This window comes from Actinomadura fibrosa, from assembly GCF_900659615.1.
Lineage (GTDB): Bacteria > Actinomycetota > Actinomycetes > Streptosporangiales > Streptosporangiaceae > Spirillospora > Spirillospora fibrosa.
In genome coordinates, this window is the sequence record NZ_CAACUY010000139.1 from 1 (window position 1) to 23,894 (window position 23,894).

General features: G+C 71.9%; 18 protein-coding genes and 1 pseudogene. 5 read left to right on the plus strand and 14 right to left on the minus strand.

Features of this window, described 5'->3' with window-relative positions; genetic code table 11:
- The 3 genes from E1300_RS51815 to E1300_RS32670 all read left to right on the plus strand — a co-directional run.
- A partial coding sequence (locus tag E1300_RS51815; RefSeq protein WP_242619531.1) for a hypothetical protein occupies positions 1-316 on the plus strand: 316 nt, incomplete at its 5' end.
- 108 nt (positions 317-424) lie between these two features.
- Positions 425-1,735 (plus strand): S8 family serine peptidase, encoded by a 1,311-nt coding sequence (locus E1300_RS32665; RefSeq protein ID WP_131760965.1) that lies wholly within the window; start codon positions 425-427, stop codon positions 1,733-1,735.
- Positions 1,736-1,741: 6 nt separating this feature from the next.
- Positions 1,742-2,473, plus strand: coding sequence for a sulfotransferase family protein (locus tag E1300_RS32670; RefSeq protein WP_131760966.1), 732 nt, complete (start codon positions 1,742-1,744; stop codon positions 2,471-2,473).
- On the opposite strand, the gene E1300_RS32675 is transcribed toward E1300_RS32670, so the two are convergent.
- From E1300_RS32675 to E1300_RS32695, 5 genes are all read right to left on the minus strand, one after another.
- On the minus strand, positions 2,470-3,141 hold the full coding sequence (locus E1300_RS32675; RefSeq protein ID WP_131760967.1) for a hypothetical protein: 672 nt from the start codon (positions 3,139-3,141) through the stop codon (positions 2,470-2,472). The genes E1300_RS32670 and E1300_RS32675 overlap by 4 nt on opposite strands.
- 257 nt (positions 3,142-3,398) lie before the next feature.
- Positions 3,399-3,896 carry a hypothetical protein gene (locus E1300_RS32680; RefSeq protein WP_131760968.1) on the minus strand — a complete coding sequence of 166 codons (498 nt, stop codon included), beginning with the start codon at positions 3,894-3,896 and terminating at the stop codon, positions 3,399-3,401.
- Positions 3,897-3,914: 18 nt separating this feature from the next.
- On the minus strand, positions 3,915-4,889 hold the full coding sequence (locus E1300_RS32685; protein ID WP_131760969.1) for a hypothetical protein: 975 nt from the start codon (positions 4,887-4,889) through the stop codon (positions 3,915-3,917).
- On the minus strand, positions 4,886-5,362 hold the full coding sequence (locus tag E1300_RS50470; protein WP_165503096.1) for a hypothetical protein: 477 nt from the start codon (positions 5,360-5,362) through the stop codon (positions 4,886-4,888). The genes E1300_RS32685 and E1300_RS50470 overlap by 4 nt, the downstream gene beginning before the upstream one ends.
- Before the next feature lie 12 nt (positions 5,363-5,374).
- Complete coding sequence (locus E1300_RS32695; protein ID WP_131760971.1) at positions 5,375-5,833, minus strand: YbaB/EbfC family nucleoid-associated protein; 459 nt, start codon at positions 5,831-5,833, stop codon at positions 5,375-5,377.
- A 188-nt stretch (positions 5,834-6,021) separates the two neighbouring features.
- On the opposite strand from E1300_RS32695, the gene E1300_RS32700 reads away from it, so the two are divergent.
- Positions 6,022-6,864, plus strand: a complete 843-nt coding sequence (locus E1300_RS32700; protein WP_242619532.1) for a DUF2510 domain-containing protein — start codon at positions 6,022-6,024, stop codon at positions 6,862-6,864.
- Here the strand turns inward: E1300_RS32700 and E1300_RS32705 are convergent.
- The 9 genes from E1300_RS32705 to E1300_RS53575 all read right to left on the minus strand — a co-directional run bounded on the left by E1300_RS32705 (position 6,854) and on the right by E1300_RS53575 (position 23,002).
- Positions 6,854-7,738, minus strand: a complete 885-nt coding sequence (locus E1300_RS32705) for a glycohydrolase toxin TNT-related protein (RefSeq protein ID WP_165503097.1) — start codon at positions 7,736-7,738, stop codon at positions 6,854-6,856. The two genes, E1300_RS32700 and E1300_RS32705, sit on opposite strands and share 11 nt — an antisense overlap.
- Positions 7,739-7,746: 8 nt before the next feature.
- Positions 7,747-8,967: a hypothetical protein gene (locus E1300_RS32710; protein WP_131760973.1), complete on the minus strand. Its 1,221-nt coding sequence runs from the start codon at positions 8,965-8,967 to the stop codon at positions 7,747-7,749.
- A gap of 7 nt (positions 8,968-8,974) precedes the next feature.
- A complete protein-coding gene (locus E1300_RS32715) occupies positions 8,975-9,805 on the minus strand; it encodes a hypothetical protein (RefSeq protein WP_131760974.1) in 831 nt (276 codons plus the stop codon).
- A gap of 36 nt (positions 9,806-9,841) precedes the next feature.
- The gene (locus E1300_RS32720) at positions 9,842-10,333 is read right to left on the minus strand and encodes a hypothetical protein (protein ID WP_131760975.1); all 492 of its coding nucleotides are present in this window, start codon (positions 10,331-10,333) and stop codon (positions 9,842-9,844) included.
- 28 nt (positions 10,334-10,361) lie between these two features.
- Entirely contained in the window at positions 10,362-11,999 is a 1,638-nt protein-coding gene (locus E1300_RS32725) for a glycohydrolase toxin TNT-related protein (protein ID WP_165503098.1), read from the minus strand.
- A gap of 121 nt (positions 12,000-12,120) precedes the next feature.
- Positions 12,121-12,399 carry a DUF6406 domain-containing protein gene (locus tag E1300_RS32730; protein ID WP_131760977.1) on the minus strand — a complete coding sequence of 93 codons (279 nt, stop codon included), beginning with the start codon at positions 12,397-12,399 and terminating at the stop codon, positions 12,121-12,123.
- A gap of 1 nt (position 12,400) precedes the next feature.
- On the minus strand, positions 12,401-12,658 hold the full coding sequence (locus E1300_RS32735; RefSeq protein ID WP_131760978.1) for a DUF6406 domain-containing protein: 258 nt from the start codon (positions 12,656-12,658) through the stop codon (positions 12,401-12,403).
- Between the two features lie 76 nt (positions 12,659-12,734).
- Positions 12,735-12,995, minus strand: coding sequence for a DUF6406 domain-containing protein (locus E1300_RS32740; RefSeq protein WP_131760979.1), 261 nt, complete (start codon positions 12,993-12,995; stop codon positions 12,735-12,737).
- Between the two features lie 2 nt (positions 12,996-12,997).
- Positions 12,998-23,002 (minus strand): DUF8616 domain-containing protein, encoded by a 10,005-nt coding sequence (locus E1300_RS53575; RefSeq protein ID WP_131760980.1) that lies wholly within the window; start codon positions 23,000-23,002, stop codon positions 12,998-13,000.
- A 52-nt stretch (positions 23,003-23,054) separates the two neighbouring features.
- On the opposite strand from E1300_RS53575, the pseudogene E1300_RS32750 reads away from it, so the two are divergent.
- Positions 23,055-23,894: pseudogene (locus E1300_RS32750) on the plus strand (hypothetical protein); the annotation flags it as partial.

The following is a 23,894-nucleotide window of genomic DNA, read 5'->3' on the forward strand; positions in this document are numbered from 1 at the left end:
TGCACGCCAGCGGCGACTTCGTCCCGGTCACGCAGAGCACGGGCCTCGCGAGCGCGCTCCGCGCGGCGGGCTCGGCTCCGGCCCGGGCGGCCTCGGCGCGGCCGGCGGCCTCGGCACCGGACCCGGCGCCATGGGCGCTGCCGGGCGCGGCGCCATGGGCGCGGGCGCCGGACGTGGTGCCATGGGCGGCATGCCGATGGGCCACGGCGCCCACGGCGGCGACGGCGAGCAGGAGCGCGAGCGCACGACCTGGCTGACCGAGGACGAGGACGTCTGGGGCGCCGACGACGACACCGCGCCCCCGGTGATCGGCTGACCGTCCCGTAGACGCTGTGCCCGTGGGCGGGCGGGGGTTCGCGCCCCCGCCCGCCCGCACCGGTGTAATGGACACGTCGGGTGTCCTGGACGAGGGAGAGTGTGCGAGATGCGACGGCTGCTCCGAGCGGCGGCGGCGACAGCGGCGGTCGGCCTGGCCTTGGCCCCGGTGGTTCCCGCGGACGCCGCCGTCCCCGGCCCGGGCCCGAACCAGTGGTGGTTCGCCTCCTGGAGCATCCAGAAGGAAGTGTGGCCCGTCACCAAGGGCAAGGGCGTCACGGTCGCCATCGTCGACACCGGTGTCAACGCCCAGCTGCCCGACCTGAAGCCCGCCGTCGTCCCCGGCGGCGACGTCACCGGTAAGGGCGGTGACGGCCGGGAGGACTTCGACACCCACGACAACGGCCACGGCACCGGCATGGCGAGCCTGATCGCCTCGCAGGGCACCCGGACCGGCTTCGTGGGCATCGCGCCCGAGGCGAAGATCCTGCCGATCACCTCGCCGTCCGTCAACGGGCCCTACACCGGCAAGGCCATCCGTTTCGCGGTCGACCACGGCGCCAAGGTCGTCAACCTGTCCCAGGGCAGCGGCGGCGCCGACGCCTACCCGAACCAGTGCCCGCCCGAACTGCTCGAAGCCATTAAGTACGCGGCCGAGAAGGACGTCGTGCTCGTCGCGTCCGCCGGCAACGACGGCAACGTGGACAACAAGCCGAACTACCCCGGCTCCTGCCCGGGCGTGCTCGCCGTCGGCGCCCTGGCGCGCGACGGCAAGCCCTGGGCCTCGACGCAGCGCCAGAGCTACGTCACGGTCGGCGCCCCCGGCGCGGACGTCGGCTGGATCAACAAGGCCGGGCACGCCTACGACTCCGGGGCGGGCACCAGCCAGGCGTCCGCGCTGACGGCCGGCGCCGCCGCGCTGCTGCGGAGCCACGACCCGAAGATGACCGCGCGGCAGGTCGTGCAGCGCCTCACCAACACCGCCAAGGACTTCGGCGCCCCCGGCAAGGACGACCAGCTCGGCTACGGCGTCATCAGCATCCCGCGCGCGCTGAAGCAGAGCGTTCCCGCCAACGCGCCGAACCCCGTGTACGAGCGGCTCGACAAGGTCGCGGGCACGACGAAGACCGGCGGCGGCTCGTCCACCGCCCCGTCCGCGAGCAAGGACGACTCGGGCTCCGGCGGCCTCCTGCTGATCGGCGGCATCGTGGTCGTCGTCATCCTCGTCGGCGGCGGGATCTTCCTGCTGCTCCGGCGCCGCTCCTCCTCGTCCGCGCCGCCGCCCGCGTCCTCGATGCCGCAGAACTTCGGGGCGCCGCAGCAGTCCCCGTACCAGACCGGCCCGCAGGGGCAGCCGTACGGCCAGCCGCCCGCCGGACCTCCGTTCGGGGGCGGGCCGAACCCGCCGCCCGGCCGCTGACGGCCGATGCACCGGCACCTGACCGCACCGACGTTCGTCCTGTCGTCGGTGCGGACCGGTTCCACCCTGCTGCGCGCGATCCTCGGCGGGCACTCGGAGCTGTACGCCCCGCACGAGACCCACCTGGGCGACATCACGGTCGGCTTCGAGTCCAGGCAGGTCGGCAGGTCCATGGAGCTGTTCGGGCACACCGAGCGCGAGCTCCGCTTCCTGCTCTGGGACGCCCTCCTCTCGGACGCGCTGGCGCGCAGCGGCAAGAAGCACCTCGTCAACAAGTCGCCTAACGACGTCTTCATCCGCGACCAGATCGCGGAGTGCTGGCCGGACGCCAGATTCATCTTCCTCATCCGCCACCCCAGCGCGATCCTGCGTTCCTGGCGCAGCGCACGGCCGATCTACTCCGAGGAGAGGCGCGTCGCGGACATCGTCCGGTACTGCGAGGCTGTAGAGGAAGCCCGCAACGAACTCTCAGGGCCGACGGTCCGCTACGAGGATCTGACCCGGCGCCCCGAGGCCACCATCAAGGAACTCTGCGACTTCCTGGGCGTCGCCTTCGAGGAGGACATGCTCGACTATGGCCGGGCAGGCACCGACACGTTCAAGCCGGGCCTCGGCGACTGGGTCGGGAAGATCCATACCGGCGAGATCCTGCCTGACTACTCGCCGCCGCGCCCCGTCCCGCCGGAACTCAAGAACGTCTGCGAGGCGTGGGGCTACCCGACCGGGCACGACGCCTAGCGACTGAGGCACTTCCCGCAGGCGTTGAGCGCGCCAACGAGATCACGCGCCACCGCCTCCGCGCCGGCCCGCGCGGTGGCCTCGTCCATGGGCCTGGAGTCCTTCAGCTTCGCGGTGCCATCCCGCTCCAGCGGGAACGTCGCGCCGCGGTACTCGACCGTGATGACGGCGTTGCGAAGGAGAACGGTCGCCGCGACGGTCCCGGACCGTCCGAGCGCGCTGTCGAGCGTCCGATGCTGGGTGAACATCCGGTCGCCGACGCCGCCCACCACACTCGGCGCCTCGGAGTCGATCGAGCCCGCCTGAGCCTTCGCTGTCCCCGCCATGGCACCGGCCCCCCGCCAGGCGTCGTCGTACTCCGCCTGTGCCCGCCCGGTGTCGTCGAGGTGCAGCCGGACCGCGACGTTCAGCCGATGGGATGTGAGCGTCGTCCCGCCCTTGCCCGCCACCGGCTCCTCCCACGCGCACGCCGCATACCGCTCCTGCGCCGAGACGGTGGCAGGCACAGCACTAGGCCCTTCGGCATTCGGCACGTACCGTTCGAGCGTCGCCCCGGGCACCGAGGAGCACACGTCCGGCGACGAGGTGAACCGCGCCTCCGACTTGTGGTCTTCACCCCCGACCCCGGCCCAGACAGCCGCGCCACCGAGCAGCACCACAGCAGCCACGAAACCGCCCCAAACCCACCAACGCCGCCCCGAGCCCTTCGGCCCTTCTAGAGGCTCCTCAGGAGCCGCCTCGACCGTCTCCTGAGCGACTGGGGAAGCCTCTTCGACGCCGCCCGTCCGATCCGACCCGTCCAACCCCTGATCGGGCGCCACGAACTCCGGACGCGACCCCTCGGACAAAACCAAGCCCCCAACTCCCGCGACCGCACACACGCGCCAGCCGCGAGGCTAACACTCCGCGCGCTTACGCAGACTCGTCACTGCTGAAGGAACTCAAGGGTTATCACGCGCATGACGGCGTCGACTCGCGAGTTCGCGTGCGCATCGATGCTGGCGGGCCGGACGGGCACCGAGGCGTCACCCTCCTTCCATCTGACCCACTTCGGCAGCATCCATCGAGGCGGATGGAAATAGAGCACCGAGATGACTGCGCTGGTGAGCGCAAGCGGGATCGGCCACGCGTACACGATCGCCGGAGCTCCGGGCATGAGCCAGTCAATGGCGTACGCGAGAGCGATCCACAACACCCCGGCGCAGAACCATGCGGCGCTGAGCGGCGAATACGCCCATCTGAAGAAGGTGCTGTCATGCCAGGAGTGCCAGCGGCCCGTATAGGCCATGACCCCCAGGACGACCACTCCGGCGAGACCGAGCAGGAAGATGACGAGGAGGACTGACCTGCCAGCTGAGATCCGCATGCCGTCCTGGCTGTTCGACACCGCCTCGCGGACGGGGGCGGCAAGGTTACCAAGCACGGTGACCTCACAGTCGTCTCAGTCATCCCGCTGGGGCTGCGTCTTCTCTACATACTTGCGACCGGGGTCAGGCCCACCGGGCTCGCCGCTTCCGTAATCGTCACCTTGGAGACCGATGAGTCCGGCCAAGCTCTCGCCCCCTTGCGCCAGCACGGGTCCACCACTCCTGGTGTCGACCGCTCCCAGACCCAGCGCGCCCTGTTCGATGCCGCTCAGCGGAGCCATGCGGCTCGCTTGCGGTATGCCGGTCCAGTTCCCTGCGGGCACACTGCCCATCGCCCGGCCGGTGAACCTCTGCTCAAGGTACGAGAGCGTGCCCTTCATCATGTCGTCGAGACCATTGAGGGTCGCCTGTTTCATGTCCCCCCACCAACGGTCGTTGCCATGGACGCCCTGCTGCACGAGGTTGCCCACAAGGAAGCCGCCGAAGATGAGAGCCGTACTCCCGAAGGTGACGGTCAAGGCTTTCGACCCGATGCTCAGCACCTGGAAGGCCATGGTCGCGAACTGGTTGGCCTCCGCCTCGAGTTCAAGAGCCGCGGGCGCGCCGACGATGGTGCCCGCCACGATGACGATGGCCGTGGCGAACACCGCGAGCAGGCTGACGACGAGGAACATCAGATAGATGAACACCGCGATCATCACGGCGAGCACCCACAACGCGATCGCCACCGCCCATGCCATCGCGAGCGCGCCGTCGAGTTGCTGCACGTATTCACGCATGTGCTTCTCATAGGCGGTCCGATCGTCCCCCTCCCAGACGCTCTCCTGGACGCTCCGGGTCAGCCTCTCGACCTCGCGCTGCGCCTTCTCCAGTTGGTCGATGGTCTCCTTCCAGCCGTCGGCGGCGTCCCAGATCTTCTTCGGGTCGCCCTGGGCCTGGTACACGATTTGATTAATGGGGATGGCGGCAGGAATCACGATGGAGACCCAGATGCACTCGTACATCGAGGCTTCGGCCAGTCCCTTGGCGGCTCCGAGCACATCGGTCATGACCCGCCTCCTTTGATCGTCGACTTGCGCTCGGCCTCGTCCTGATTCTTCGCGGCCGCGTGCAGGCGGTCATTGAAGTCCATGGTGGCCTTGCTCTTGGAGATGAGGTCCTGGTCGGCGAACTCGATCAGCTCGGTATAGGCCATCGCGCAGAAGAATCCGAAGGTCGTGAACGCGTCCGGCTGGGCGTCGCGCGGCTTGACGTTCAGCTTGTAGCGCGCTTCCTTGAGGATCGCGCCGACCTCCTTTTCCAGGGCGTCACCAAGCTTTCGCAGGCTCTCCGGTGAGAAGTGAACCTCGCCGCTCGTCTTGGCCGCGCTGGGAGGCGTCGTGCCGGACGGCGGCGCGGGAGCCGGGGCTGGGGACGGTCTTCCGCCGCCGGACGTCGGAGCGGGCGTGGGTGCCGGTGCGGGAGCCGGCGCCGGCGTCGGATTCGGTGAGTTCAGGATGTGGTCGATCTTGTTCGTGCCCATGGCTGCTTCCAGTCAGCGTGGAGGTGCCTGCTTGGTGATTCCGAGCGTGCGATGCAGCTGATCCATCATCGCTTGGGCGTCCCGGCCGGCCTTCTCGAACATCCCTTGCACCTCGCCGAGAGTCTGCTTCAGTTGATCTTTGTCCCGCATGGCGTCGAGCGGGTTCGGCGCGTCCTTGAACTGGAAGGCCGTCATCTCCTGGATCTGCCGGTCGAGGTCGCCGCGCGCCGCGGCGATGGTCTCCTTGATCGTGGTTGCGAGCTCCTCCGCGGTCATACGCATCGCCCGCGGGTCGATGTGGAGTTCGGAGACGTAGTCGCGTGCGGTGCTACTGACCCTGATGCGGCCGTCGGCTGCCTCGGCCTGTCCCGTGAGCTTCGCCATCTCCTCGCGGAGTACTTCCGTCCTGGTCACGCGCTCCTGCGCGTCCCGAAGCAGTTTGTCCAGGTCGGGGCCGTTGGTGTCGAACACCAGGTGACTCCTTGCGATGTCGCTGGCGGATGGAGTGCGTGCTGTTCGTCGGGTGGTCGTCTGGTGGGGGGTGGGCGGGCGGTCGGTTCGGCATCTTAGTGGTGATTGACTTCTCGTTGTCGATACTGTGAAGCACGTTGTATTGGGAGATCGCTGCTTCTTGGAGCGGCCACTTACCGTGGCACGCGGTGGCTTCGTGGATCCGGTCGGAGAGTGGCTTCGGGGACGGTCTCGCGGAGTTCCGGGAGGGAGTGGGCGCGGTGGTTCAGGGTGGGTGGTATCCGGATCCGTACGGGGGAGGCGGGCTTCGCTGGTGGGACGGGACGAGGTGGACGGAGCATGTCAATGCCGCGCCGCCTCAGGCGCCCGCTCCGCCGCAGGCGCCCGCGCAGCCGGTGTCGGGGCAGGGGGCTGCGCAGCCGGTCTCGGCGCAGGGGGCTGCGCAGCCGGGGTCGGTGCAGGGGTCTGTGCAGGGGCCTGTGCTGCATAAGCAGCGGTACGGGGTCGAGTTGCGGGCCGACCAGCACTCGATCACCTGGGACGGGCGGACGATCGAGCTGGCGCGGGCGGAGTTCGTCGGGTACACGGTGGTGCAGAGCCGCATGCGGGGGCCGCTCAACATCAGCGTGCACACCTCGACGGACTACCATTTCGAGATCGGCTTCTTCCCGGTGAACAAGGCGCCGGCGATCGCGTTCGAGGAGACCGGGCTGCGGGCCGGCAAGCCGCCGGAGGACTGGCAGTTCCTCGTCGACCTGTCGAAGGCGTATGTCGAGCCGCGGCTGGCACGGCAATTCCTAGAGGCGATTCAGGCCGGGCAGACGGTGAACGTCGCGGATGTGCGGCTGAACCGGGAGGGTTTCGCCGGTGGCGGCGTCTCGCGGTCGTGGGACGCGGTCGCGGGAGTCACCTTCGAGAAGGGGAACTACTTCATCCACGAGAAGGGCGGGAAGAGGGCGATCCTCAGGGTGCCGCAGCAGAATCAGAACGTCATGCTGCTGCCTGGGCTCTTTGACGCGCTCAAGCGCTGAAGGCGCGGAACGCGGCCCGGTTCGGGAGGGCGGCCAGGTGGCCGGAGGCGAGTAGGTCGGCGATCGTGTCGACGAGGTAGTAGCCGCGGCCCTCGCCTCCCGCCTTCTCCAGCGGGACGGTCGTGCGCTCGAACGGGAAGGCCGGGTAGGCGTCCAGCGGCTTCCGGAGTTCGTAGCGGCGGTGTGGATATCGCCAGGGTTCGCCGGGGAGGCCCCGCTTGTGGAAGGGGGTGCCCTCCTCGTACAGGAACACTTGGTCGGTGTCGCCGTAGGAGTCGAGCACCGTGCCTTCGGGCAGTGTTTCGGGGGGTTCGGAGGGGCCGTCGGGCAGTTCGTTGTGAGCGGCCCGCGTGAAGATGTCGTGGGTGCTGACGAACGGTCCGTGTGCGGGTGCCGGGCCGGACGCGACGACGAAGTAGGACGGGTAGCGGCGGCCGAGGAGCGATCCCAGGGCGATGTACTCGCCTGATGAGGGGCGTGGGGCGTTGTCCGTCGCGTCCCAGATGCGTTGGGCGGTTTCGGTGAGCCCCCAGTCGGACCAGTTCGTCTCGGCGTTGTAGGGGCCCTCCTGGACGAGGCCCGCGGTGCGGAGGAGTTCGCTGTTCACGGTCAGGCCCTCGTCCGCGAGCAGTCCGCCGACGGCGTGCGCGATGGCGCTGCGGGCCGTGTCGTGCCGGACGGGCGGGTCCTCGCCGTGGACGGTCTGCCAGCCGCCGTCGTGGAGGACCGTCCAGGAACCCGGGACGGGGCGTCCGACCGCGAAGCGCGCCACGGCACCGGGCGCGGTGTCGCGCAGTAGGAGACGGGCGCGGGCGAACAGCAGGGGGCTCTCGGGCGCGAGCCGTTCGACCAGCTCACGGACGTCGGCGGTCATGTGGTCGCTCACCATCCGGGCGGCGGCACGAGGATCCCGTTCCATTCGAGGGTGCGGAGCGCCGCGGCGCGGTCGTCGTCGCCGATGGCGGGCACCTGGAAGCCGTTGCCGCGGATGTGCTCGACGAAGGCGGGCTCCGGAGGCATGTCGTGGTTTTGCAGGTAGTACGGGACGTCGCCGGGCCAGACCCACGTGCCGTCCGTGTGGTACCGGTCCGGGACCGTCGCGGTGCTGGACGGGTCGAGGACGTCGGGCGCGGACTCACCGTTGTCGTGGACGACCGGCGCCTCGTCGAGGTACCGGACGATGGCGTCGCGTTCCTCCGGGGGCACCGGGGGACGCGGGTCGGCGGGCGCACCGTCCGGGCGGACGGACGGGAACGTCAGCCGCAGCGACTGGGTGTACTCGGAGGCGAGCCGGCGGAGGTCGTCCAGCGCGGGCACCTCGCGTTCCTCCGCCATCGCGCTGACGCCCTCCTCGCCGCCCTTGAGGCGGCGGATCGCCTCCAGCGGGGAGAGCCCGGCCTCGTACGCCTCGCGCAACCGCGGGATCAGCGCCCCGCCGGCGTCGGCGCCGACGAGCCCGGTGTCCGGACGTTCGAGGTAGGCGGCCGCGTTCCCGGTGACCGACGCCCACAGGTAGCCGAGGACGACGTCGTTGCGCGTTACCGGCAGGTAGCGGACCGGCCCGACCGCGTCCGTGTCATAGGTGGGCGGGACCGTGAGCGTCAGCGGCCCCCAGCCCTTCGAGCGGTCGACGGGCGTGCCGTCCGGGAGCTCGCCGTCCTGGATGAGAGGGCCGGGCTCCGGCGGCAGGTGCGGGTTCGCCAGCGTGTCCAGCTCGGCGAGCGTGGCCGCGTCCTGCTCGGGCGTGCCCGCCGGGATCCCGCCCGCCCGCGGATGCTCGGGCTCGCCGACCCAGCGCCTGATCGCCTCTCTGGCGGGCAGTCCCTCGCCGTGGGCCTCGTCCAGGCGCTGATGCCACACGATGGACGCCTCCAGCGACTGGGACGCCGCTTCGAGACGGCGTACGAAGCCTGCCGCGCGGTCCGTCGTCCCCGCCCACAGGTAGCCGATCAGCTCACCGTCCAGGGTTACCGGCAGGTAGACGACAGGCTTCCGGGTGGACGTCTCATAGCCGGGCCGAGGAGCGACATCCGGGTAGGGGACGTCGGCGGCGGCGGGGTCGTCCGGGACGTCGGAGCCGTTCGGTGGGAGCGGGTTGTTCATGGCGACCTCACGAGGGGGACGAGCCGGTGACGACGGCGACTGCTTCGTTGCGGGCTTCCTCGGCGACCTCGGGAATCTGGAAACCGCGGGCCCGGATGTGCTCGACGAGCGCCGGCTCCGGCGAGACCCCGTGGGCGCGCAGGTAGTAGCCGACCGCCCCGGGCCAGACCCAGGAGCCGTCGGTGTGGAACGTCAGCGGGACCTTCGGGGCGCGGGACGGGTCGAGCACGTCCTCGTCGAAGCTCCGGGCCGCCAGCACGATCGGCGACCGTTCGAGGTACTGGACGAGCGCGTCCCGCTGGTCGGCGGGCACCTCGGGCCGCTCCACGACCGGCGCGCCGTCGGCCGTGACGGAGTCGAACGGCCTCGCGAGCCGCAGCCCCTCGTCCGCGGCCGCTCCGGCGGGCTGCTCGGAGGGCGCGAGCCATTCCGGGGTGTGCTCCGCGTCGCGCGGGAACAGGCGGCGTTCCTCGTCGAGCGCCTCGGCGGGCGGCGGGGTGCCGAGCCTCGGAAGGGCCTCGTAGTCGTACTTCATCCCGTAGGAGAACGGGAAGTCCAGGTGGAAGACGGCGGTGAACCAGGTGCCGGTCCCGGGCCGGTACATCCCCGCGCGCAGCTCCGCGAACAGCTCGTCCACCGCGGCGGGCGGCTCCACGAGGGACGGGAACTGCTGCGAGAGGAACTTGACCTGCATGCGGGTCTCGGTGTGGGAGCCGACCGCGGCGTACTGCACGTCGGCCTGCTCCCAGCCCGGCGGGAGCGTGTGCGTCAGCAGGAGGGTGATCGCCTCCAGCACCCGGTTCTGTTCGGCCGGATCGAGCGGCCGGTTCTCGCTCACCACGTTGCTCATTCCATCCGTTGGTCGAGGGGCCGCTCAGCCGTTCAGCGGGGTTCCGGCGGGCCGCGCCAGCTTCTCGCGGAGCCAGCCGGGGACGCTCGCGTCCGCGCGCGGGAAGACGGTGAGGTCCTGCGCGAACAGCTCGCCGGGGATCGGCGGGTCCCATAGCGGGTCGAACCGGTCGTTGAAGCTGACCCAGTACGCGCCCGGCGGATCCATCATGTACCGCATACCGAACCACGTGCCCTCGTCCGGCCGGTACATGATCGACCGCAGCTCGGCCGCGATCTCCAGCAGGTCGCGGGGCGCGTCCACCTGCGGGGACGAGCCGTCCTGCATGATCACGGTCAGCGCCAGATCGGACGCGCCGGCGAGCATCAGCATTTTCAGGTCGATCCGCCGCCAGCCCGGCGGGGTGATCTGCACGAGCGTCTGCCCCGTCCGCTGGACGAGCTGCTCGTACTGCCGCTGGTCGTAGGGCCGCGGCTCCTGGCGGGGGACGTATGCGTCGGGAGAGGGCTGGGTCATCGGGTGTGTTCCTCCTAGCTCGCTGAGTCTATTGCCCGGCGGATCCGGTGGTCCCGTTACCGGGAACCGGGGAGCCGTCACCCGGAGCCGGGGCGCCGTCACCCGGAGCCGGGGGCTCGCCATCGGGAGCCGGAGGCCCGCCGCCGGTGGACAGGGGCTCCCCGCCGGGCTCGCTGATCTCGACCAGGACGCCCGAGCGAAGGAGGTCGGCGATGGTGGCGTGCAGGTAGAAACCGCGTCCGTCCCTGTCGGTCTCGTCGGCTGCTTCGCCGGGGCCGAAGATCGGCGTGTCGGCGAAATAGCCGGGTGAGACCTCCAGGGGCTCTTGAAGGCGGTACACGTGGTAGCCGAGGCCGTCCTCCGTGCCGAACTGGCCGCGGATCGAGAAGGGCGCGCCGACGGTGAACAGGAAGTCCCGGTCAGGCCCCCCGTAGGCGTCGAGCTCGGTCCCCGCGGGAAGGACCTCGGTCACGGCACGCGGAACCTCGTCCGCGGGGCTTTGCGCTGAGGCCTGGGCGGACGGTGCCGGGATCGGCAGCCGCGAACGGGACGCGAGCCGGTCGAAGACCTCGTGGGTGCTGATGAAGGCGCCCCGCCGAGGCGGCGGCCCCGGCCGACAGACGATGTAGCCGCCCGGCCGGTTGTTCAGCCCGTCCAGCGCCACATAAGCACCCCGCCCGGCCGCACTCCCGCTGGGCGTGGGCGTGTCTCCGGTGGGCCTTGGGACGGCCCGTCGCCAGAACGCCAGGTCACGCCCGTCGGCGCTCAGTAGCCAGGCGTCCTGATTCGCGCGGGGCACGGTCTGGCGGGCGAGAATCCCGACCCATTCCAGGACGCCGGCGTTGACCTCCATCCCGGCGTCCGCCATGACCCCGCCCATCGCCCACGACACCGCGGCCCTGGGCTCCCTGAACGGAACCGCCTGCACGGAGTTTTCGTCCTCCAAGTGGACGGCGAGCCAGGCGGAGTCGTGGTGGATGACCGACCAGCAACCCTCGTCCAGGCGTCCGACGAGGAAACGGCTTGCGGCGCTGGGCACCATGTCCGCCAGGATGGCTCGGGCCTGGGGGAACAGGCCGTCAAGCCCATCCGGCAGGCGCCCGGCAAGGACACGCTCGTCCTGCGGCCGTTCCAGCAACTCCCGGACGTCGAGCCCATCGGCGGCCGCCTGGAGGGCAAGGGGTTCGCGCATCCAGGTGGGGATAGACGCGTCCGGACGAGGGAACAGCCGCAGCTCCTCCGCGCAGGCCCGCGGCGGCACCCGGTCCTCCCAGGAGACGTACTGCTCCCACTGCTGCGCGTCGTCCGGCCAGTCGAAGGTCACGCCCCAGAACGGCTTGCCGCTGACGGGACACTCGACGTCCAGCCGGACTTGCATCCACGTCCCGCGCCCGTCCTGGTACATCCCGGACCGCAACCGACGCAGCAGGTCATAGATGCCCGACTCCGGCAGAAGCTCCTCGGCCGGGCCGAACCGCGCGACGGTGTCGGGATTGTGCTCGCTCACCCGCCGGGACACGAGCCCCCCGCCCAGCGTGATCGACTCGAACGACTCGCCCACCGCCCGGTACGTCAGGGACGCCCGCTCCCAGCCGCCCGGCAGCAGATGAACGACGAGCGTCGCGACGTCGTTCAGCAGCGCGTCTTCCTGCCCCTGATCCAGCATCTCCTCAACTTCCAGCGGATTCCCGCCCGTCGTACACCCGCCCCATGCTTCCAGAACCGGCTCCAGCCGCCACCGGCCTTCAGCAGTGACGGGGATGCTGTGCCCTGCCATGAGGCGTTCCTTAGGCGATCGCTGTGAGGACGACTTCCCAGTCACGGCCTGGCTCACCCGACCCGGGCACGGTGTCGATGCGGTCGAGTTTCCACGTCTGCTCCCCGACCGGGAAGGTCTCGCCCGGGTGGAGGACGTGAACGCGCTCCTCGTCGGTGACGACCATGAGCCGGACCTCCGGCACCGTGTCCCCGCCCGGCGCGTACACGTGCAGCGCCGCGAAGCTGCCGATGCCGCTGTTCCGCTGCCTGTTGGGGCGGAGGAGTATCTCGGTCAAGCGGGTCGTCACGTCAGGTGACCTTTGACAGGAAGACCGTCCATCTCACGTCATCGTGAAAGACGACGCGGTCCAGCTTCCACTGGCCCTCGGCCACCGGGAAGGTGTCGCCCGGGTAGAGGTTGTACCTGTGCTCTTCCTCACCGGCCACGCATAGCCGCACCTTCGGACCCCGTGGGTCATCTCCGTCATGGACGTGGATGACGGAGAAGCTCCCGAGAGAAGTGTTCTGCTGCTGGTTCGGTTCGAGCGCGAGGCTTTCCCACGCCATGGTCACTCCAGTGTGATGTACAGCTTCCGCATGTCGGTCCGGAGGAGTATCTCGTTCGACCCCGCGCGCCCTCAGGTTAGGTGACCTTCTCCAGGAGGACCGTCCACCTGACATCGTCGTGGGTCAGGATCCGGTCCAGCTTCCAGGGGGCCCCGGCAACGGGGAAGGTGTCCCCTTCGTGCAGGTCGTAGTAGTTCTCCTCGCCGTCCGCGGCGACGAGCAACTGCACTTTCAACCCGCGCGGGTGCTGCCGGTCGACGACGTGAACGACGGAGAGGCTGCCGAGGTCGCTGTTCCATTGCTGATTCGGTTGGAGGCTGATGCTCTCCAGGGCCATGCTCACTCCAGTGTCGTGTACAGCCTCCGCATGTTGGCCCGGAATTCCTTGGCACTCAACGGCAGAGGGTCAGCGTGGCCGTAGGGATTGCGCAGATGGATCCTTCCGGCGTCGTCCACCTTGACCACCTCGTAAGCGTGTCCGCTCTCTAGGTCGTGCGTGAGCGGCGGCTCCTTCAGGAGGCGGGTCTGCGAGCCGACGAGGATGGGCTTGTTCTCGTCGAGGAGCCTCCTGAACTCCGCGACGAGCTGCTTGTCGGGATGCACGCCATTGTGGTCGTACCTGTCCGGAAGCTCGTGCGACTTGGCCGGCAGACCCGTGATCTGCGTCAGCAGTTCGGCACGGTCGCTGGGATGACTTCCCTGGTTCAGCCGGACATACCCATGCGGAGGCTCCCCGCTGCCGACGACCTGCCACCGCTCCTCCCACTTGCCCGCGCGCTCGGGAGTCCAGGTCTCGTCGATACCGGCGATCGCCTTCTCCAGGATCGCCGTCCACGCGACACCCGTCTCGCGGACGTCGGCGAAGGACGCCTGCCCCGGGTCATTGTCGTGGACGGGCAGATCCGGCGTGATCGTGAGGACGATCTGCTGCCCTGTCGGCACGTACGCTCCGGTCTTGCCCGACAGCTCCGCGCCGTGGAAGCGCACCTCGAACGTGCCGTCAGGATTCTCGCGGACGCAGTTCTTGATCGCTTCCGGCATGTGCCCCGCGATCGCGCCGAGCGTGGAGATGATTCCGCAGTCGCCGAGCTTGCCTTGCCGGGTCTGCTCGCGCGTCGGCTCCCCGTCGAACAACGGGATCCGGGTCCCGTCTGGGCGCTCCAGCGGGGTCCCGTAGCGGTCCGGCGGATTGAACGCCTTCGGATCCTGGAAATCGGGCCGTTCCACTGGCGCGTGCACGTCCGGTGGCGGTTCGTGGTTGCCGAACAGGTTCTTGAAGAAGCCGCGGTCCGCCGCGTCGTCCGGCCTCGGTTCGCCGTCGGACGCGCGGTGCCCGGGCGCGTGCCCGTCCTGCCCGGCGGGCGTCCTGGCGCCGTCGGGGTGGTGGGTGTTCCAGGCGCCGTCCGGCGGGATGGTGGGCCGGACCCTGCCGTCCGGTCCCCGCTGCCCGGACGAGGCGTACACGTTGCCGTTCGAGTCGGACCAGGCCAGCCCCGTCGGCGCCGTCACCGGCACGCCGAGGCGCTGCGCCAGCCGCGCGGCGAAGTCGCCGTCGCCCGTGTGGCACGACAGCAGCATGACCTCGCGGCCGTTCCAGTTCGGGTCGTTGCGGACCAGGTCGGCGACGTCGTCCACGTCGAGGTGCCGCCCGTTGATCCGCATGCCGTCCGGGGTGCCGTGCCCGTCCAGGACGAACCGCTCGGGATCGGCCGGGACCCGCCTCGCCAGGTCCCGCATCCCGTGGTCGTCGGGGTCGTAGAACGACCGGCCGGCGGGTGTGGACTCGCTGTCGCGGAACACGTCGTGCAGGTGGGCCGGGAGCCCTTCGGGGACCTCGGTGGTGGCGTCGTCGTGCTCATGCGTGGGGTCGTGGGCGGGATCGCCGTCATCGGCGTCCCGAGTGTGCTCGGCGTCCCTTCCCTCGTGGAGGTCGCCGGGCCGGTGCGGCTCCGGTGTGCTGTCCGTGCGCCCGTGGGTCGCCTCCGGATGGCCGGGTGCCGCCTCCGTCCGGCCGGGGGCGTGTTCTCCGCTGGACGGGGGTCGCTCGGACGGCGAGCCAGGCACGTGCGACCCGCCGGGCTGCGTGGCGCCGGGCTGCGTGGCGCCCGGGTGTGATGCGCTGGGCTGCGTGGCGCTTGGTGGCGTCCCGCCGGGGTTGGGCTCGCTCGGCTGGACGGGGCCGTCCGCCGGACGTTGCGACGTGCCCGTCTCCGGGCCCGGGCCTGTGCCCGTGGCCTCGCCCTCGGCTGAGCGGTGGGCGGCGCCGGTGTCGCCCGCGTCCGGCAGGGAGCCGAGCGTGCCCGGCTGGGACGGGGCGGCGGTGCGGCGGTGTGTGGACGGGTCCTGGCCGGGATCGGGCTGCGCCGCGGGCGACCCAGAGCCCGCCGGAGGCGTCCCACCCGGCGTCGGCGCACCCGGCGTCGGCGTCCCACCTGACGGCGGGGTGCCTCCGGGCGGGGGCGTGCTGCCTGCTGGCGGGGTCCCGCCAGGGGGAGGAGGACCTCCGGCTGGAGGGGTGCCACCCGAGGGCGGGCCGCCCGGAACCGTCGGCGGAGTACCCCGCTGGCTTGTCTCCAGGTTGTGGAAGCTGCGGTAGTGCACGGTGCTGACCGGAGGCGCACCCGCGTCCGTCTGCACCCAGCGGGCGTGGACGATCTGCGGGGTTACTCCCGGCAGATTGGGTTCGGCGAAGAACTCGAACCGGCCCAGCGTGATGCCGTTGGACGGGTTCTCGTGGAGCTTCTTGAGCTCGCCCTCCAGCCCGTACCAGCTCGCGGGACGGGTGGTCCCGTTGTTGTTGTGGCCCTGGTTCTCCGTCCGCCACTGCGGGAAGTAGTTGATGCGCTCGCCGGGCCCGTGGGCCTGGTGGCCGAAGATGTGCCCGCCGTCGAAGCGGCCGCCCGGGTACTCGCCCACTCCGATGTGGCCGACACCCGTCTGGACGTCGGTGTACCGGGCGTGCTTCGGACCCGCGTACTCGGGCTTGCCGGTGGCCGCGTCCGTCTGGCCGTTCTCGTCCGTGTGGTAGAGGAACGTACCGGCGGGGACGTCTTCGTTGCTCCGTAGGTCCCCGCTCCGGACGGCGTCGTTCGGGTCGAGGTCACCGGACGCGGTCTGCTGGAACCGGTCGCGCGGCTCCACCATGTAGTGGGTGTTCGGGCGGGGCACCCGCAGGTCGCGCGGTGGACGTCCGTCCTGTGCGGCCTGCTGCCGTTCCGCGTCCCACGCGTTCTGCGTGTGGTGGGTGCCGAGCTCGGGGTTGTAGACGCCATCCCTACCGTGCCAGGTGCGGACCCATTCGATCTCGCCCTTGTCGTTGGTGTAGAAGACGCCGTGCAGCTGGTCCCCGTCGCGGACCTCGTAGCGCGTGTGCGGCTGGAGCTGCTCCGGGTCCCGCAGGCTGAACGGGCCGTCCCGGTTCAGGTCGAAGTCGTCGACGCGGACCTGGTGCAGAGGCTCCGGCGGGTTCGTCCCAGGGATGTGCATGGGCGGGTCGAACGGTGCCGCCGCCGGAGAGAGGCCGTCGTCGCCGCCGCGGAAGACGTGCGGCTCGCCGATCCCCATGTCGACCTGGTGGACGACGTCCGGGCGCGGCTGGTTGAGGTCGATGTTCCGGTTCGGGTCGGCGAGCGGCCCCGGTTCGCCCTCGGCGTGCGGGTTGGTGACGTGGGTGACGTTCCCGTGCGAGTCCGTGTACGCGATGCTGCGCACGACAGGCGGGCCGCCGTCCGGGCTCGGCTCCATGACCCGGTACCGGGTGTTCGGGTCGAGGCCCGTCTGGTCGGCGATGTGCTGGTCCGGCCGCAGGTGCCGGACGCCGGGCGCGGCGTTCTGCGGCGGCGTCCAGTCCGCCTGCTGGTGCGGCGGCCGGGGCGCCGAACGCGCGGCGGCCGCGTCGTCCGGCCTCGCCGCGCCGCCCGGTTCGGGAGCCTCGCCGGCGCGGGACGCCGTGCCCCCGGAGTCGGGCCGCGGATGTCCGGGCGCGTACCCCTGGCTGCCGGACGGCGTGGTGGCGCCGTCCGGACGGTGCGAGGTCCAGCCGCCGTCCGGCGGGATGGTCGGCTGGAGGCGCCCGTTCGGACCCGGGTGCCCGTTCGAGGCGTAGACGTTGCCGTTGTTGTCGGACCACGCGAGCCCATGCGGGGCGGTGACGGGCACGCCGAGCCGCTGCGCCAGCTGCGCGGCGAAGTCGCCCTCGCCCGTCCGGCACGACAGCAGCATGACCTCGCGGCCGTTCCAGTCCGGATGGTTGCGGATCAGCGCGGCCACGTCGTCGACGCTCAACCGCCGCCCGTTGACGACGATCCCGTCCGGACCGCCGTGCGCGTCCACGATGAACCGGTTCGGGTCGGCCGGTACGCGCCGGGCCAGGTCGCGCATGGGGGCGTCGTCCGCCCCGTACAGCGACATGCCGCCGGGCGTCGGATCGCTGAGCCGGTAGAGGTCGTGCAGATGCTGCGGCAGGTCCGCCGGGACGTGGTCGTCGGTATGCGACGGACCGCCATCATCCGGACGCGACTCACCGGGCGTCGGACCGTGCTCGGCGCCGGGCACCCGTCCACCGGGCCCACCGGCATCGTGCGGCGGCGTGCCCGTGTTGTGTGGAGTGTTCCCGAAATGGTGCGGCGGCGTACCGCCTGGGGTGTGCGGCGCGGCACTCGCGGTGTGCGTTCCGGGCCCATTCGCAGACGGCGCCGTGCCAGGCGTAGGCGCCGAGGTGGGTGGCCTGCTCGTCCCGGGCGTGTTGGCGCCTGGCGTATGCGGCGCCGCCCCTGGAGCGGGCGTGGCATACGGGTTGCCCGGGACGGGCCCGGCACCAGGCCGCACTGGCGGCGCGTTGTAGGGCCCCGCAGAAGGCCGGTTCGGCGCCGTCCCAGGCGACGCGGGACGGTTCGGTGGGACACCGGGAGTATGCGGAACGTTGCCCGCTCCCGACGGAGGACGGTGCGGAGGTGCGCCGGGGGTCGTCCCCGGCCCGAAGGGGGTTGCGGGAGGACGTCCAGGCGTTCCTCCGGTCCCGCCAGGAGTCGCGTTCGGGTGACTCGGAACGGGCCCATTGCCCCAGGGGGGCGGCGGCGGGCTGTGGGGGTTGGCGACCGGCCGATGCGGCGCCGTCCCCGGACCACCCGGCGTGGCGTGCGGCGGCCTGCCACCACCGGCCGGACTCGCATACGGGTTCCCAGGAACAGGTCCGCTTCCCGCTGGAGTCGCAGGCGGGCTGTAGGGCCCAGGCGCCGGACGATGCGGCGTCCCACCCGGACCGGCGGGCGTGTGCGGAACCGTCCCAGCACCACCCGGCCCGGCGTACGGATTGCCAGGCACAGGCCCGCCACCAGCGGGAGTGGCAGGCGTGCCGTAAGGCCCGGAACCCGGCAGATGCGGCGCACCACTCAGGTTGTGAGAACCAGCCGTCGCCCTACCCTCAGAACCGGGCGGCATCGCACCGGGGTGATGCGGCGCTGCACCCGGACGGCCGGGGGCGGCTCCAGGGACGTGCGGCGCCGAACCGCCGCCGGGGTACGTCCCGCCGCTGTGCGGTGCTCCGCCCGGACGACCCGGATCATGCGGCGCACCGCCGAAAGCAGACGGTGTCGCGCCGCCTGGGCCGTTAGGTGTGGCGTGTGGCGACGTGCCGGTTCCCGCCGGGCTGGCGTAAGGATTGCCGGGCACGGGCCCGCCCCCGGCAGGAGTAGCAGGCGAACTGTACGGCCCCGAAACCGGCCGATGCGGCGCACTGCCGGGATTGTGATGCCCTCCAGGCGAGCCGTGCGGCGCGCCGCCGGAGCCGGGCGCGGTCGCCCCGGCGTGCGGCGCTCCTCCCGGGTTGCCGGGGCCATACGGCGTCCCGCCGGAGCTGGGCGTGGTCGGTCCGGTGTGCGGTGCTGCGCTCGGACGGCCGGGAGCGGCTCCCGAGTTATGGGCTGCGGAGCCACCGACAGGAGACGCGCCGGGGTGCGGTGCTCCTCCCGGGTTGCCGGGGCCGTGCGGCGCGCCGCCGGAGCCGGGTGGGGTCGCACTGGCGTGAGGTGTCCCACCTGGGCGATTGGGGGTGGCTCCCGGGTCGTGCGGCGTCGAACCGCCGCCGAGGTGCGTCCCGCCCGGGTGTGGTGCTCCGCTTGGGCCGTTGGGTGTGGCGTGTGGTGGCGTGCCGGTTCCTGCTGGGCTGGCGTAGGGGTTGCCGGGCACGGGCCCGCCGCCGGGGGGAGTGGCGGGCGGGCTGTACGGCCCCGGAGCCGGACGGTGCGGCGTCCCGCCCGAACCCGGGGACGTCGTGCTGGCGTGTGGCGTTCCCTCGCCGGGGTGGCCGGGCGCGGCTGCGGGCGCGGCCGGGGAGTGGGAACCGGCAGGCGGGTTATGGGAAGCGCTGCCTGCACCCGGCGATCCCGAGCCGGGATGCGGCGCCGCGCCCGGGTGACCCGTGCTGTGCGACGCGGAACCGGATGCCGGGAGGTGAGGGCCGCCCCCTGAACCGGATGCCGGAGGATGCGGGCCGCCCCCTGGACCCGACGTCGGCGGGTGCGGGGCACTGCCCGGGCCGGACGTCGGGGGGTGCGGGCCGCCTCCTGGACCGGACGCCGGAAGATGCGGGCCGCCCCCTGGGCCAGACGTCGGCGGATGCGGGGCACCGCCCGGGCCCGGCGTCGGGGGGTGCGGGCCGCCTGGGCCGGACGGCGTCGGGTGCGGGCCGCCTCCTGGGCCGGATGCCGGGGGGTGCGGGGGGCCGCTCGGGCCGGTGCCAGGGGTCGGACCGCCTCCGGGGCCGGGGTTGGGCATGCCTGGCGTGCCGCCCGGGCCCGGGTTGTGGCCGGGCAGGATGACGTTCGCCTCGATGTCGAAGGTCGGACGGCCGAAGCGGTCGAAGCCCGTCGGAGTGACGTTCGTGATCTGGTACTGGACGCCGCGCGGCAGGATCAGCTCGCGCTGGTTCGGGAACTCGCTCTGGGTGCCCATCCAGACGCCGTGCGCGCCCGGCGGGAGGTTCAGCCGGATGCGGAACTCGAACGGGTTCCCGTCCACGACGGCCGGATTCGTACCGAGCGAGGTGGACATGTAGCCCGGCTCGGTCTGCGTCGAGCCGATCAGCATCCGCGGATCCCGGTTGCCGAGCGGGGACCCGTCCGACGTCCGCATGAAGTTGACGTCGTGCAGACCGCGGATGGTCTGGACGGGCTCCGGGAGCGGCTGTGCGAGGGCCTGGTCCAGCTCGCCGATCCGGCGGTTGAAGGCGTCGACGGTCGGCGGCTCACCGAAGTAGTTGTGCAGGAATTGCCGGTAGCCGGCCGCTTCGCCCATGTTGCCCAGCCGGCGGAGCGGGTCCGGCGAGCCCAGGATCTGGTTCACCGCTTCGCGCTGCTGCGGGTTGAGATCCGGCCGCGACGCCATGCGCTGGACGTCCCCGATCGTTACCGGGCGGCCGTTGTTGAGCTGTGCCAGGGCGTTCAGGCGGCTGTGCTCGTCCGCCAGATGCCGCATCGCGCCGGGCAGGTCGGCGCCGGGACGCAGATAGCTGTTCTGCATCGACTGGCGCGTGTACCACCGGATCGCGTTCTGCAGATGCGGAGGCAGATTGGCGTAGACGTGCGACAGGTGGTTCTCGCCGTACGCCTCGCCGTCGGCGTCGTTGTCGAAGCGGCGGACACCGTCGGGGTCGACGTGACCCGGTCGCGGATCGGGGACGGGCGCGCCGTGCGCAGGCGAGGGGGTTCCGGGGCCATGCCCGGGCGGCGTCGCCGACGGTGCGACGGGAACGGGCGTCGGCACGGGGACGTGCCTTGTCCAGCCGGATGAGTGCGGGAGCCCGTTCTCATCGACCCGGACGGGCCCATTCGGCGTGACCACCGGGACACCGAGCTCCTGCGCGAGCCTGGGCCCGAAATCTCCCCGACCGGTGTTGTCGGAGAGGAGATACAGCGGACGGCCATTCCAGTTGGGGTCGTTGCGGACCAGGTCCGCGACCTCGCCGGGGGTCAGGTGTCGGCCGCCCGCCACCATGCCGTTCGGATCGCCATACCCGGAGACGACGTATCCGTTGGGCGGCGGGCTGAGCCGGTGCGCGCCGTCCCGCATACGGAGGTCGTCGGGATGGAAGTAGGAGCGCCCCGCAGGCGTCTCCTCGCTGTTGTGCCAGACATCGCGCAGGTGGTCCGGCAAATTCTCCGGCCCGCGCGAGCGCGGCATCGCCGACTCGTCGTCACCCGACCGGTCGCGCGCGCCGGGGTCGCCTTCGTCGCGGTGCGGCTCCCCGTCCCGCGCCCGCGGCCCCGCTTCGCCCTCGTCGGGGGTGCGCGGTCGGCCCTCACCCTCGTCGGGCGTGCGCGGCCGACCCTCACCCTCGTCGGACGGGGTTCGCGTGCTCTCGTCGCGCGGCTGCCCGTCGTCGGACGTGCGGGGTCGTCCCTCATCCTCACCCGGAGTGCGCGGCTGCTCCTCGCCCGGGGTGCGTGGCTGGCTCTCGTCCGTCGTGCGGGGCTGTTCCTCGCCGGGGGTGCGGGGCTGGCCGTCGTCCGTCGTGCGCGGTTGCTCTTCGCCGGGGGTGGGGGGCTGTCCCTCGTCCGTCGTGCGGGGCTGTTCCTCGCCCGGGGTGCGCGGCTGGGCTTCGTCCGTCGTGCTCGGCTGGCCTTCGTCGGTGGTGCGGGGGCGCTCTTCGCCCGGGGTGCGGGGTTGGCTCTCGTCCGTCGTGCGGGGCTGTTCCTCGCCCGGGGTGCGCGGCTGGCCTTCGTCCGTCGTGCGCGGCTGGCTTTCGTCGGTGGTGCGGGGGCGCTCTTCGCCCGGGGTGCGGGGTTGGGCTTCGCTGGGCGTCCGGCCTGCTGGGGACGCGGCCGGGTCGGCGGCGGTCGGGGTCGGGGTCGGCTGGCCTTCGGAGTACCAGCCGTAGTGGTTCCGGGCGTCCGGACGCGCGGTGGCGCCGGTGTCGGACGGGCTGGAGGGCGTGCTTGGGGTTGCCGCGGTCTCGGCGGGGCCGCCGTTCTCGGACGGCGTCCCGTCCTGCGGGACGTTTTGGTCGCCGGACGCGCCCGAACGGCGGAAGACCGGCCCTTCCTCGCCCGGACGTGGCTGGCTGCCGGATCCGCCGTCGTCGGTGCGTGGCTGGCCGTTGTCGCTGCGCGGTGCGCCCTGGTCGGGACGGGGTTGCTCTTCGCTTCGGGACGGCGCGCCCTCGCCGTCCCGCGAGGCTTCCGCCGTGCGGTTCTCGTGCGAGCCGCCGCCGTCCGAGCTCCCGCCGTCCGAGCCCCCGTCGCCCGAGCCCGCACCGTCCGAGCCCCCGTTGCCGGAACCTGCGTCGCCTGGGCCTGCGTCGCCTGGGCCCGCGCTGTTTGAGCCGTCGCCGTTTGAGCCCGTGTCGCCTGGGGTGCTGTTCGTGCCGTCGCCCGGGGTGCTGCCCGTGTTGGCTGGAGTGGAGCCGTCGGGGGTGGGGGTCGTGGGGTCCGGGGTGGACGACGGAGTGCCGTCCGGGGTCGTGTTCGGGGTCGCGGCGTCCGGGCCCGTACGGAGGTGCTGGTCCATGACCTGGCCGATGGCGCGGGCGAGGTCGCGGGGGTTGTCGGAGAGGCGGTACTCGGCGAACGCCTCGGCCAGCATCTCGTGCGGGGTGGTGGCGCCGTACTGGGAGAGGGCGTCCTCGATCCGCTGCCGGGTGTCGGGGTCGTGGGGTTGCGTGGCGTCGTAGGGGGCGCCGATCGCGTCGGAGACCGCCTGGTTCAGGTCGCCGAGCATCTGCGGGTCGTTGAGGAGCTGCTCGCCGAGCTGGTGCCCGAACTCGTGGGTGAAGACGCCTTCGGCGGAGCCGCCGCCGGGGACGGTGAAGCCGCTGGCCTCCTCGTCGGCGCCGTCGAGGGCGCGCTCGGCGTTGTCGGCGAAGGGCTCGTCGCTGATGTAGATGCCCTGGTCGTCGCCGTGGAGCGTGGCGTAGGCGAGGGTGTCCTCCTCGCCGGGGCCGAGCGTCGAGCTGACGTCCTCCGAGCCGATGTGGTTGAGCTGCCGCATCGTGTCGGGGTAGTCGGCCGCGAGCTGCTGGATCGCGTTGTTGAACTCGCGGACGGTCGCCGGGTCGATCGGGCTGGACGTGAAGTCGACCGTCGGCGCGTCGTCCCCGAGTATCTGGTTGAGGATGTCGCGGGTCTCTTGCTCGGCGTCCGCGAGATCCTGCGCGGGGTCGTCCGCGGTGCCGTCGTCCGCGTCCGCCGTGCCGTCATCGGCGTCAGTGTCGGCGTCTGGCCCGTCGTCGTTGTCGTGCCCGTCATGGTCGGTGCCGTCGCCGTTGTCGGCTGTGCCGTCGTGGTCGGTGGTGCCGTCCGCGTCGGACGGGTCGCCGTCCTCGCGGCGGACGACGCCCTGGTCGTCCACGTTCTCGATCGGGGTCTCGGACGGTTCCTGGTCGAAGAGGCCCGGTTCGTCCGTGGTGCCGCCGTCCGGCTCGGACGGGGTCGGTTCGGACGGGCTGTCCGCGCCTTCGGACGGGCTTTCCGCGGCGTCCGACGGCGTGGTCGTGCCCTCGGACGAGGTGTCGGCACCGTCCGAAGGCGTGCCCTCCGTGCCCGGCGTCGTGGATTCCGGCGTGGGCGTCGAGGACGAGCCCTCCGACGACGGTGTGCGGGTCGAGTTCCCGTTGGACGGGGTGTTGCTCGACGGCGTCGCCGAAGGCGTTCCTGGGGACGCTGACGAAGGTCGGCCTCCGGATGTGCCGGAGCTGCTCGACGCCGAGCCGCTCGACGGTGACGGGGTGCCGCCCGCGGACGGGGTCGCGCCCACGGAGGGTGTCGCGCCGCCCATCGGCATGGGCATGGGGGCGATGAAGCCGGCCGGGGCGCCGCCGTTCTGGGCGTTCGGCTCGGGCTGCGCGATGGCGTCCGGAAGGTCGGCGGCCGAGCCGTCGGAGCCGCGCCGGTTCGAGTCGTCGCCGGCCGTGCTGGTCGTGCCGCCCGTCCCGGACGTGTTGCCGCGGTTGCCTGCCCCCGAGCCCGAGCCCGAGCCGGTGCCCGAGCCGCTGGACGGAGTCGCGCCGCCCCCGGAGGACGATCCGCCGGACGAGGAGCCAGACCCGCTGGACGATCCGCCGCCAGATCCAGACGAAGCGGAGGAAGCGGACGAACCTGAGGAACTGCCGGAACCCGTGGAGCCCGCCGAGCTCGACGGACCCGAGGTGCCCGACCCCGTGGAGCCGGACGGGCCGCCGCCCGCGGAGCCGGTGCCCGCCGTGCCGCCGGGCATCGCGCCGCCGGGGGCCGCGCCGGTCGGG